Here is a 13033-nt window from a genome sequence, read left to right on the forward strand (position 1 = left end):
TTATTCCTAAATTATTCTAAATATAATTACCAGCGGAAGTGAGAGAATGCTTTGTTCGCCTCAGCCATACGGTGAGTATCTTCACGTTTTTTAAATGCAGATCCTCTACTTTCTAAAGCATCAATAACTTCACCTGCTAATCTAGCAGACATAGATCGCTCACTACGTTTACGAGAAGCATCTATCATCCAACGCATTGACAAACCCATTCTACGATTTGGACGTACTTCTACGGGCACTTGGTAAGTAGCACCACCTACACGACGAGACTTAACCTCAACTGCAGGCTGAACTTTCTCTAACGCCTTAATAAGCGCATCAACAGGTTCCGCATGACCCTTGCCTTCAATCGTATCAAGAGCGCCATAAACAATCTTCTCAGCGATTGATTTCTTACCATCAACCATGATCATATTCATAAACTTTGCTAACACTAAATTACCAAACTTTGGATCTGGGAGGATTTCGCGCTTTATCGCTTTTTTTCTTCTAGACATTATTTAAACTCGTTTAATATTAGTTTTTAGGGCGCTTAGCACCATATTTAGAACGGCCTCTACGACGCGCTTCTACACCAGATGTATCCAGGCTACCTCGGACTACGTGGTAACGTACACCAGGTAAATCTTTCACACGACCACCACGAATAAGTACAACCGAGTGCTCTTGGAGGTTATGGCCTTCACCACCAATATAGCTAGTTACTTCTGCGCCATTGGTCAGCCTTACACGAGCTACTTTACGAAGCGCTGAGTTTGGTTTTTTTGGTGTTGTTGTATAAACACGTGTACAAACACCCCGTCTCTGAGGACAAGCCTCTAGTGCTGGCACATTGCTTTTTTCTACTTTACGCTTTCTAGGTTTACGAACTAGTTGGTTAATAGTGGTCATATCTAATTTAGAGCTCCAAAAACTCGTGCAAAACATTTTCCACACATCCTATGACGTGCGTTTAAATTCTTATTTAGGTTATTTCAGTAAATATAAAAAAATCCAATCTACCGAAGAGCGGGAATTTTAGGCAGATATCACTTATCTGTCAAGCATAATGAGTGCGTAATTATTCTTAGATAAGAAAATGCCAACCCATGGTTCAGGTTGGCATTCTTTAATCCCGCTACAATAGAATAATTAATTATTCTTGCATGTTAAGCGCTTGCTTCAACGCCTCTTCTGCCTCGTCATGTGCTGCTGCTGTAGTCACTTCTTCAACAATCTCTGGGCTCATCGATGCTGCTTTATTTTTTCTGCGTTCCAGGTGATGAGCCAAGCCTGTTCCAGCCGGTATAAGTCGACCAACAATGACGTTTTCCTTCAAACCATGCAAGTCATCTCTGGTACCTCTTACAGCTGCATCTGTTAGCACTCTTGTTGTTTCTTGGAAAGATGCTGCAGAAACAAACGATTCAGTCGCTAAGGATGCCTTTGTAATACCGAGTAGTACATTATCAGCTGTCGCAGGTACTTTACCTTCTGCTTCTAGTTGATCATTAACTTCAAGGAAACGAGTCTTCTCAACTTGCTCACCTTTGATGAATGAACTATCCCCACCAGACGTAATTTCAACTTTTCTTAACATTTGCCTGATAATTACTTCAATGTGCTTATCGTTAATCTTCACGCCTTGTAAACGATAAACATCTTGGATTTCATTTACCAAGTATCTCGCTAATTCAAAAACCCCTCTCAATCTTAAAATATCATGTGGTGTTAATTCACCTTCAGCAATGGTTTCACCTTGCTCAACGTGTTCACCTTCAAATACTGTGATGTGTCTCCATTTTGGTATAAGCAGTTCTTTAGTTTCACCATCTTTATCAGTGACTACTAAACGACGTTTACCTTTAGTCTCTTTACCAAAACTTACTGTACCAGTCATTTCAGCTAAGATAGCCGGATCTTTTGTTTTACGAGCTTCAAATAGATCGGCCACACGAGGAAGACCACCGGTAATATCACGAGTCTTACTTGATTCTTGTGGAATTCGCGCCAAAATATCAGCATTTTCTACGCTCATTCCATCAGTGACATTAACAACAGCACCTGCAGGCATAACATAATGCGCAACAATGGTAGTACCAGGGATATAGACCGGCTCACCTTGCTCATCAACCAAGGTAATAGCAGGTCTTAAATCTTTACCGCTACTTCCACGCTGTTTCGCATCTGTCACCACTAAAGATGTTAAGCCTGTGATTTCATCCGAATGTTGTTGAACAGATACACCTTCTACAAAATCGGTAAAGATAACTTTACCATTTACCTCTGTAATAACAGGGTGAGTGTGCGGATCCCATGTTGCTAAGACCGCGCCGGCTGATAAGGTGTCACCTTCCTTAGCTGATAATTCAGAGCCATAAGGTATCTTATAGTTTTCACGAGTACGACCATATTCATCAACAACACTGATCTCACCGGAACGAGAAATAACAATCAGTTTATTCTCTTTGTTCTCAATTGTTTTTAGCTTGTCATTAAACGTTAGTGTACCTTCAGATTTTATCTGAATACTATTGATCGCAGCTGAACTAGACGCCGCACCACCAATATGGAAAGTACGCATAGTAAGCTGTGTACCAGGCTCACCAATTGACTGCGCTGCTACCACACCTACCGCTTCACCTAGGTTAACTAATTGTCCTCGGGCTAAATCGCGGCCGTAACACATCTTACAAATACCCTTACGATTTTCACAACTAATCGCAGAACGGACCATCACCTTATCTACACCCATTTCTTCAAGACGTTCTACCCATGCCTCGTCAATTAGTGTATTCCTTTCAACAATAATTTCATTAGTTGCGGCGCTAATGACATCTTGCGCGATAACTCGACCCAGTATTAAATTACCCAGTGGTTCAACAACCTCTCCACCTTCAATTAGCGGTGTTACTTCAAGGCCATTTTCAGTACCACAATCATCTGTTAAAACGACCATATCTTGTGCCACATCAACCAAACGACGAGTAAGGTAACCAGCATTCGCAGTCTTTAAAGCCGTGTCAGCCAAACCTTTACGAGCACCATGTGTAGAAACGAAGTACTGTAGAACGTTCAAACCTTCTCTGAAGTTAGCTGTAATAGGTGTTTCAATAATTGACCCATCTGGCTTAGCCATCAGGCCACGCATACCAGCAAGCTGTCTAATCTGCGCTGCTGAACCACGAGCACCAGAATCAGCCATCATGTAAACAGAATTAAATGATTTCTCCTTAACTGTTTCACCTTTGGCATCAACGACATCGTCGCTACCTAAGTTATCCATCATTGCCTTAGCAACTTGCTCATTAGTATGAGACCAGATATCAATGACTTTATTGTAGCGTTCGCCATTTGTCACAAGTCCAGATGCATATTGACTCTCAACATCTTTAACTTCTTTTTGCGCTGATTTGATTAATTTACTTTTACTTTCCGGGATAACCATATCGTTAATACCAAACGATACCCCTGATTTAGTAGCATTTGAGAAACCAAGATACATAAGCTGATCAGCGAAAATAACCGTTTCTTTATCACCCAATTGGCGATAAGACGCATCAATTAACTGCATAATCGCTTTTTTAGTTAAATCTTTATTAACTAAATCAAAGTCTAATGATTTTGGAACTATATTCCATACTTGAGCACGACCCGTTGTCGTTTCAACAAGACGTCTGGTCACTGTGGTTTCACCGTTTTCATCGGTGTGCATTTCTTCGATACGAATTTTAACCTTTGAATGAAGACCAACAACGCCTGACTGGATAGCACGTGCCGCTTCTTCTACATCACTGAACGCCATGCCTTCACCAAGACCATTAATACGTTCGCGTGTCATGTAGTACAAACCCAACACAACATCTTGTGAAGGCACAATCACTGGCTCACCGTTTGCTGGAGACAAGATATTGTTTGTCGACATCATCAATGTTCTGGCTTCTAACTGTGCCTCTATCGATAAGGGAACGTGGACAGCCATTTGGTCGCCGTCAAAGTCAGCGTTAAACGCAGAACAAACTAGCGGATGTAATTGAATCGCTTTACCTTCAATCAAGGTTGGTTCAAATGCTTGAATACCAAGACGGTGAAGTGTAGGAGCACGGTTCAACATGATAGGATGCTCACGAATCACTTCAGCAAGAATATCCCAGACTTCTGGCCCTTCACGTTCAACCTGTTTCTTAGCTACTTTAATGGTTGTTGCTTCACCACGTAATTGTAATTTGTTAAAGATAAATGGCTTAAATAATTCAAGCGCCATTTTCTTAGGTAAACCACACTGATGTAATTTTAAGGTAGGTCCAACAACAATGACTGAACGCCCAGAATAATCAACACGTTTACCTAGTAAGTTTTGGCGGAAACGACCTTGCTTACCTTTAATCATATCAGCTAAAGATTTTAACGGACGACGGTTCGTACCTGTAATAGCACGGCCTCGTCTACCATTATCTAACAATGCATCAACAGATTCTTGAAGCATACGCTTCTCATTGCGAACAATGATGTCTGGCGCACTAAGGTCTAATAGACGATGTAAACGGTTATTTCTGTTAATAACACGGCGATAAAGGTCATTTAAGTCTGATGTCGCAAAACGGCCCCCATCTAATGGCACCAAAGGTCTTAATTCAGGTGGAAGCACAGGAAGCACTCTTAAAATCATCCATTCTGGTTTATTTTTAGATTCAACCAGAGCCTCTAAAACTTTTAGACGCTTAGATATTTTTTTAATCTTTGTTTCAGATTTAGTTGCATTAATATCTGTACGACACGATTCCATTTCAGCGTTCAAATCAAGGGCTTTCAAAAGCCCATCAACCGCTTCCGCACCCATCAGCGCTGTAAATTCATCACCATGCTCTTCAAGGGCATCTAAGTGCTCTTCTTCTGTCATCAGAGTACCGGCTTCAAGCGCAGTTAAACCCGGATCAACAACAACAAATGATTCGAAATACAATACTCGCTCGATATCTCGTAATGTCATATTGAGTAATAAGGCAATACGTGATGGTAGCGACTTAAGGAACCAGATATGAGCTACTGGAGAAGCAAGGTCAATATGACCCATACGTTCACGTCTTACTTTAGACAATGTGACTTCTACACCACACTTTTCGCAAATAACACCGCGATGTTTTAGACGTTTATATTTACCACACAGACATTCATAATCATTAACTGGGCCGAAAATTTTTGCACAGAAAAGGCCATCTCTTTCTGGTTTAAATGTACGGTAATTAATCGTTTCAGGTTTTTTAACCTCGCCATATGACCATGATCTGATCATATCAGGTGAAGCTAGACCTATACGAATGGCATCAAACTCTTCAGTTTGGTTTTGTTGCTTTAAAAAATTGAGTAGATCTTTCAAGACCGTATCTCCTTGTTATCAGTTTTTGTTCAGCTAAATGCTAATAGAAAAAGAAATTAATCTTGTTCTAACTCTATATTGATACCCAGCGCTCTAATCTCTTTAACTAACACGTTAAATGACTCTGGCATTCCTGGATCCATTGTGTGATTTCCATCCACAATGTTTTTGTACATTCGTGTACGTCCAGAAACATCATCAGACTTAACTGTTAGCATTTCCTGCAAAGTATATGCTGCACCGTAAGCTTCTAGTGCCCATACTTCCATCTCACCGAAGCGTTGGCCTCCAAATTGTGCTTTACCACCAAGTGGTTGCTGAGTCACTAAGCTATAAGGTCCAGTTGATCTAGCATGCATTTTATCGTCAACCAAGTGATTAAGCTTTAGCATATACATGTAACCTACCGTCGTTTCTCTATCAAACGCTTCACCCGTACGGCCATCATAAAGTTGCACTTGACCCGTGTCTGAACGTCCACCAAGTTTCAACATTTGCTTAACTTCTGTTTCTGATGCACCATCAAACACTGGCGTAGCCATCGGAACACCGCCCTTTAAGTTTTCAGCCAATTCGAGAATCTCACCATCACTAAATGAGTCTAAATCTTCTTTACGACCACTTGTGTTATATACTTTGTCTAAAAATTTACGCACTTTATCGACATTGGCTTTTGCTTCAAGCATTTTACCAATTTCATTACCTAAACCTTTAGCAGCCCACCCTAAGTGAGTTTCTAGCACCTGTCCAACGTTCATCCGCGAAGGAACACCCAATGGGTTTAGGACAACATCTACAGGAGTACCATCTTCCATATATGGCATATCTTCTTCAGGTACAATCATTGAGATAACACCTTTGTTACCATGACGACCCGCCATTTTATCACCCGGTTGAATACGTCGTTTAACAGCTAGATACACCTTAACCATTTTCAATACACCTGGCTGAAGGTCATCACCCATTGTAATTTTCTTACGCTTTTCTTCAAATAATTCATTAAGATCAATTCGTTGCTGTTCAATTTGTTCAGCTACCGCTTCAAGTTGAACATTAAGCCCTTCATCTTTGAATTTAATTTTTAACCAATCATGATTAGAAATACTAGATAGGTATTCTTTCGTAACTTTAGTGCCTTTTTTCAGTTTCTGTGGTCCAGAAACGGCCTCTTTGTCTAAAATAAGCTTTTCAACACGTAAAAATGTATCACCTTCAACAATCCTTAATTGATCATCAAGGTCTTTCTTAACACTGGCTAATTCTGCATCTTCAATTTCAATTGCACGTGCATCTTTATCAACTCCATCACGTGTAAATACTTTTACATCGATGACAGTACCTTGCATGCTTGAAGGAACGCGTAATGAAGTATCTTTTACGTCAGATGCTTTTTCACCAAAGATCGCCCTTAACAATTTTTCTTCAGCAGTTAGCTGACTTTCGCCTTTAGGTGTTACTTTACCGACAAGAATGTCGCCACCTTTAACTTCGGCACCGATATATACAATTCCAGATTCATCAAGCTTAGATAATGCACCTTCACCTACATTTGGAATATCAGCTGTAATTTCTTCAGAGCCTAATTTTGTGTCTCGTGCAACGCAGACTTTTTCTTCAATATGAATGGTAGTCAGGCGATCTTCCTTAACAACTTTTTCAGAAATAAGAATCGAATCTTCAAAGTTATAGCCATTCCAAGGCATAAACGCGACCATCATATTTTGACCAAGCGCTAATTCACCCATGTCAGTCGATGGACCGTCTGCAAGAACATCACCTTTAGCAATCAAGTCCCCTGGTTTAACCAATGGACGTTGGTTAATACAGGTGTTTTGGTTAGATCGTGTGTATTTTGTACAATTGTAAATATCTACACCCGATTCACCTGTTAACGTTTCTTCATCATTAACACGAACGATAATTCTTGACGCATCAACGTCATCGATCACACCACCACGCTCTGCAACAATTGTTACCCCTGAGTCAACAGCAACAGCACGCTCCATACCGGTACCTACTAATGGCTTGTCTGCCTTAAGGGTTGGAACTGCTTGACGCTGCATATTAGAGCCCATCAACGCACGGTTAGCATCATCATGCTCGAGGAAAGGAATAATAGAAGCCGCAACAGATACAATCTGTTTTGGTGATACATCCATATAGTCAATTTTATCAGCTGTAGCAATGGCAAACTCTTCTGCATGACGACATGTCACCATGTCTTCTACAAACCGGCCATTTTCGTCTATTTCAGCATTCGCCTGCGCGATATAGAAACGACCTTCTTCAATAGCTGATAAAAAGTCAACCTGATCAGTTAATTGTCCATCAACAACTTTTCTATACGGAGTTTCTAAGAAACCGTACTCATTAGTACGCGCATAAACAGCTAATGAGTTGATCAAACCAATATTTGGCCCCTCAGGTGTCTCAATAGGACATACTCGACCGTAATGAGTTGCATGCACATCTCGAACCTCAAAACCTGCTCTTTCACGAGCTAAACCACCTGGGCCTAAAGCAGAAACACGACGTTTATGTGTGATTTCTGATAACGGGTTATTTTGGTCCATAAACTGCGACAATTGGCTTGAGCCAAAAAATTCTTTAATCGCAGCCGCTACAGGTTTTGCATTAATGATTTCCTGAGGCATTAAACCTTCAGAGTCTGCAATTGAAAGGCGCTCTTTAACAGCTCGTTCAACACGAACTAAACCTACTCTAAATTGGTTCTCAACCATCTCACCAACAGAGCGGATACGTCTGTTACCCAAGTGGTCAATATCATCAACTGAGCCTTCACCATTACGGATACTAATTAGCTCTTTAAGTACATCAATAATATCTTCGTTACTCAGTACGCCAGGACCTGTTATTTCTTCACGGCCAAGACGAAGATTAAATTTCATTCGCCCAACTGTTGAGATGTCATAACGGTCTAATGTGAAAAACAAGTTCTGGAATAACTTTAGCGCTGATTCTTTCGTTGGTGGCTCACCTGGTCTCATCATACGATAAATTTCAACCAAGGCATCTAGCTGATCTACGGTTGAATCAATTTTCAAAGTATTTGAGATAAAAGCACCTTTATCAAGATCATTTACATACAGTGTCTCAATAGTCGTTGCACCGCTATGTACAATATCGTCGATATTATCTTCAGTAACCTCTTCATTCAGATCGACAATAATCTCACCTGTTTCTTGGTTAACTATGGGCGTAGCCATAATTTTTCCAATCAGGTATTCACTCGGTACATCAATTTGCTTAACACCAGCTTTGCTTAAGTCACGAATGTGTTTAGCTGTTACTCGACGCCCTTCTTCAATAAGGGTTTTACCATTGACCTTAACATCAAAACCAACAATTTCACCACGTAACCTTTCAGGCACGAGTTCCATTGTGAGTCCATTTTTGTTTAGGTGAAATACATTCTTTTCAAAGAACATATCTATAATTTGATCGTTAGTAAACTCTAACGCTTTAAGTAATACAGTGGCCGGCAATTTTCTACGACGATCGATACGTACATATACGATATCTTTATGATCGAATTCAAAGTCTAACCAAGAACCACGGTATGGAATAACACGGGCAGAAAAAAGTAATTTTCCAGATGAGTGCGTCTTACCTTTGTCATGATCAAAGAACACACCAGGAGAGCGGTGCAGCTGCGACACTATAACGCGTTCAGTACCATTAATAACGAACGTACCATTATCAGTCATTAAGGGTAATTCACCCATATAAACTTCTTGCTCACGTATATCTTTTACGCGCTTAGAGCCAGCAGGAGAGTCTTTATCATAAATGACAAGCCTGACCTGTACTCTTAATGGTGATGCATATGTAGCACCACGTGATTGACATTCTTTAACATCAAACTTGGGCTTACCCAACCGGTAACTCACATATTCCAAAACAGCATAACCGGTATGACTAGTTATTGGAAACACACTACCTAACGCAGCGTGAAGACCAACAGAGTCAAGTTCATCTGCTTTTGCAACTTCGGATTGAAGAAAACGTTTGTAAGAACTAATTTGTGTTTCTAACAAGTAAGGCGTTTCCATTGCACCTTCTTGTCGACCAAATGTTTTACGAATACGTCTTTTCTCAGTATATGAGTACGCCATTTTTAAACCCTTTTTAATCAATTACTTCTAAATTTAGACTACATTCCAATTTAGAAACTTAATACCCTACAACGGGAAATAGGCCGACAGTTAACAACTGCCGACCCTATTCTTTTAAAAGCTTTTATAGCTTTTTAGTAACAACAAGAATTACTTAATTTCAGCAGCAGCACCTGCTTCTTCAAGTTGTTTTACTGTTTCTTCAGCTTCATCTTTTGACACTGCTTCTTTAACTGGAGCTGGAACACTTTCTACTAATGTTTTCGCTTCTTTCAAGCCTAGGCCAGTGATACCACGTACCGCTTTAATAGCAGAAACTTTGTTATCACCGAAGCTTGTCATAATAACGTCAAACTCAGTTTTTTCTTCTACGGCAGCCGCTTCGCCACCCGCAGCTGGTGCAGCCGCTACAGCAGCCGCTGCAGACACACCAAATTTTTCTTCCATCGCTTCAACTAGTTCTACGACGTCCATTACACTCATGTTTGAGATTGCTTCTAAAATATCTTCTTTGGAGACAGCCATTGTCTTAACCCCTATAATTTAAATTTGTTTGAAAAAATAATACCTATGCAGCCTGCTTTTGAACGCGGACAGCATCGACAGTTCTAACCAATTTCGCATGTGGCTCAGCAAGTGTTCTGACGAATTTCTCGACAGGTGCTTTCATCACAGACATCAACATACTGATTGCTTGGTCTTTTGTCGGTAGTTTAGATAGTCGTTCGAGTTCTGAAGCCTCAAGTAATTGGCCACTGACAGAAACAAATTTTGTTTCTAGCTTTGCATGGTCTTTACTAAAGGTTTTCACCAATCGAGCCGCACAACCTGGATCTTCCATCGAGAACGCTACAATTAGCGGGCCCGATAAAGCGTCTTGAATACATTCAAAATCTGTATTTTCAACTGCTTTTCGTACCAACGTGTTTTTTACCACACGTAAATACACACCAGATTCACGAGCTTGTTGACGAAGCTCAGTCATCTCAACAACAGTCAAACCACGGTATTCTGCTGCAACCACTGAAAATGCATTTGCAGCTACCTCAGCCACTTCAGCAACTACCGCTTGTTTTTGCTCAAGATTTAGTGGCATATATACCTCCTGACTACTGTATGTAATAACCTAAGTTATTACGGTTTATAAAACCCAAAAAGGGCACCCTAACGGGGCCATCCTTTAAAATAAAATTAAGGACTTTACCGCCTGCGTAGGAAATTAAGCAAAATCTGCTCCTACGGTCTTTGACGATTGTTAATTATTTTAACAATCCAAAGTTTTGCTTCGAAAACGAAGCTTCTAGCCAATAGAAACGCTAGATTGATCAACCATCAGGCCAGGGCCCATTGTGGTTGACACACTAATTTTCTTTAAGTAAACACCTTTAGCAGCAGCTGGTTTAGCTTTGATCAAATCAGACAACAGTGCTTCCATGTTTTCTTTAAGTGCATTTTCATTAAACGTTGTTTTACCTATACTGCAATGGATAATGCCAGCTTTATCAGTTCTATAACGCACTTGACCACCTTTAGCATTTCTTACAGCGGTTGCCACATCTGCAGTAACTGTTCCAACTTTCGGGTTAGGCATCAAACCACGTGGGCCCAATATCTGCCCAAGTGTACCAACAACACGCATAGCATCAGGTGACGCAATCACAACATCAAAATCCATCTCGCCCGCTTTAACTTGGGCAGCCAAATCATCCATACCTACAACATCTGCACCTGCTTCTGTTGCAGCTTCAGCATTTGCACCTTGAGTAAACACTGCAACGCGAACAACTTTACCCGTACCATTTGGCAATAATGTAGATCCTCTAACATTTTGCTCAGATTTACGTGAATCAATGCCAAGATTGACACTTACATCTACTGATTCTTCAAATTTACTGATGGCCAGTTCTTTTAGAATTGAGAACGCATTGTTTGCATCATATGCTTTCCCGGGCTCAACTTTCTCTTTAATTAGTTTTGCTTTTTTGGTTAGCTTAGCCATTTACACACCCTCCACATCAATACCCATACTACGAGCACTACCCGCAATCGTTCTTACAGCAGCATCCATATCAGCTGCAGTAATATCTGCATCTTTTACTTTGGCAATTTCTTCAAGCTGTTCACGTGTCACCTTTGCAACTTTTACAGTATTTGGTGTACCACTACCTTTTTGAATACCGGCTGCTTTTTTTAATAAAATTGAAGCTGGAGGTGTCTTGGTGATAAATGTAAAGCTTTTATCAGCGAAAACAGAAATAACCACAGGGATAGGCAAGCCTTTTTCCATACTCTGGGTTTTAGCATTAAACGCCTTACAAAACTCCATGATATTTACACCGTGCTGACCCAACGCTGGACCCACTGGTGGACTTGGATTTGCTTCACCTGCTTTCACCTGTAACTTAATATAGGCATCAATCTTTTTAGCCATCTTACTCTCCTAATTGGGTCAAACGCCTTACGGCTCCCCTGTTAATAACAATCAGACCTTTTCGACCTGACCAAATTCTAAGTCTACCGGTGTGGCACGACCAAAGATCAATACGGATGCGCGTAACGAGCTTTTATCATAATTGACTTCTTCGACTGTACCATTAAAGTCTTTGAATGGCCCATCGTTAATGCGAATAACCTCACCTACTTCAAAGAGTACTTTAGGTCGTGGCTTCTCAACACCTTCTTGTATTCTATTAAGTATTTTATTTGCTTCAGCTTCTGAGATAGGTGCTGGACGATCACTTTTACCACCAATAAACCCTAATACTTTATTTGTGTCTTTTACCAAGTGCCAAGTATCATCATCTAGTTCCATTTGAACCAATACATAGCCTGGAAAAAACTTGCGCTCACTTCTTTTTTGCTGACCTTCACGCATTTCTACAACTTCTTCAGTTGGCACTAAGATCTCACCGAACTTATCTTGCATACCTTCACGTTCAATCGCCTCTTCCAATGAGCTTTTTACTCTGTGCTCAAAGTTTGAATAAGCGTGAACCACATACCAACGCAACGTCATATTATTAGCCTTAACCTGTTATATAGCCAATGCCCCACATAAGCAGGCCATCAAACATCCATAATAAAATTCCAACAAACAAAACCATCACTGCAACAATTAACGTCGTCTGCATGGTTTCTTTTTTAGTTGGCCAAACAATCTTTTTAAGCTCAATTTTAGAGCCCTGAGCAAATTGCCACAATGATTGCCCTAAGCCTGTGCTATACACCAAACCAACTGCAAAAGATAACGCAACAAGCAACCCTATTACTCGAAACAACAAAGACTCATCTGCGTAATAATAAAACCCAGCTATTGACGCGACTATAACTACAACTGCTAACGCTAATTTTGCTACATCCAGTTGACCAGAGCCTTGATCTGTTTCTGCATTCATAGTGATTAATTTCTCTCGATCAAAGTAAGAAAGGTCAGCACCTTCCAAATGGCAGGCCAGGAGGGAATCGAACCCCCAACCTGCGGTTTTGGAGACCGCTGCTCTGCCAATTGAGCTACTGACCTATACTTATTGAATTAAATTTT

General features: G+C 40.5%; 10 protein-coding genes, 1 tRNA gene and 1 other annotated feature. All 11 genes read right to left on the reverse strand.

Features of this window, described 5'->3' with window-relative positions; all coding sequences use genetic code 11:
* Positions 1–26: 26 nt before the first annotated feature.
* On the reverse strand, positions 27–497 hold the full coding sequence (gene rpsG, locus CYCPU_RS0108905) for a 30S ribosomal protein S7 (RefSeq protein WP_015006523.1): 471 nt from the start codon (positions 495–497) through the stop codon (positions 27–29).
* A 19-nt stretch (positions 498–516) separates the two neighbouring features.
* On the reverse strand, positions 517–891 hold the full coding sequence (gene rpsL, locus CYCPU_RS0108910; RefSeq protein ID WP_016391041.1) for a 30S ribosomal protein S12: 375 nt from the start codon (positions 889–891) through the stop codon (positions 517–519).
* A gap of 244 nt (positions 892–1135) precedes the next feature.
* Positions 1136–5356 carry a DNA-directed RNA polymerase subunit beta' gene (rpoC, locus tag CYCPU_RS0108915; protein ID WP_015006525.1) on the reverse strand — a complete coding sequence of 1407 codons (4221 nt, stop codon included), beginning with the start codon at positions 5354–5356 and terminating at the stop codon, positions 1136–1138.
* Between the two features lie 56 nt (positions 5357–5412).
* Positions 5413–9492, reverse strand: coding sequence for a DNA-directed RNA polymerase subunit beta (gene rpoB, locus CYCPU_RS0108920; RefSeq protein WP_020162521.1), 4080 nt, complete (start codon positions 9490–9492; stop codon positions 5413–5415).
* Between the two features lie 150 nt (positions 9493–9642).
* Positions 9643–10017, reverse strand: a complete 375-nt coding sequence (gene rplL / locus CYCPU_RS0108925; RefSeq protein ID WP_015006527.1) for a 50S ribosomal protein L7/L12 — start codon at positions 10015–10017, stop codon at positions 9643–9645.
* A 43-nt stretch (positions 10018–10060) separates the two neighbouring features.
* The gene (gene rplJ, locus CYCPU_RS0108930) at positions 10061–10588 is read right to left on the reverse strand and encodes a 50S ribosomal protein L10 (RefSeq protein WP_015006528.1); all 528 of its coding nucleotides are present in this window, start codon (positions 10586–10588) and stop codon (positions 10061–10063) included.
* A 46-nt stretch (positions 10589–10634) separates the two neighbouring features.
* Positions 10635–10759 (reverse strand) — a sequence feature (ribosomal protein L10 leader region).
* 33 nt (positions 10760–10792) lie between these two features.
* On the reverse strand, positions 10793–11491 hold the full coding sequence (gene rplA / locus CYCPU_RS0108935; protein ID WP_015006529.1) for a 50S ribosomal protein L1: 699 nt from the start codon (positions 11489–11491) through the stop codon (positions 10793–10795).
* Complete coding sequence (gene rplK, locus CYCPU_RS0108940; RefSeq protein ID WP_015006530.1) at positions 11492–11923, reverse strand: 50S ribosomal protein L11; 432 nt, start codon at positions 11921–11923, stop codon at positions 11492–11494.
* 51 nt (positions 11924–11974) lie between these two features.
* Positions 11975–12508, reverse strand: coding sequence for a transcription termination/antitermination protein NusG (nusG, locus tag CYCPU_RS0108945; protein WP_015006531.1), 534 nt, complete (start codon positions 12506–12508; stop codon positions 11975–11977).
* Positions 12509–12518: 10 nt separating this feature from the next.
* A complete protein-coding gene (gene secE / locus CYCPU_RS0108950) occupies positions 12519–12887 on the reverse strand; it encodes a preprotein translocase subunit SecE (RefSeq protein ID WP_020932174.1) in 369 nt (122 codons plus the stop codon).
* Positions 12888–12936: 49 nt separating this feature from the next.
* Positions 12937–13012, reverse strand: a tRNA-Trp gene (locus CYCPU_RS0108955).
* Positions 13013–13033: the final 21 nt, after the last annotated feature.

This window comes from Cycloclasticus pugetii PS-1 (assembly GCF_000384415.1).
Classification (GTDB): domain Bacteria; phylum Pseudomonadota; class Gammaproteobacteria; order Methylococcales; family Cycloclasticaceae; genus Cycloclasticus; species Cycloclasticus pugetii.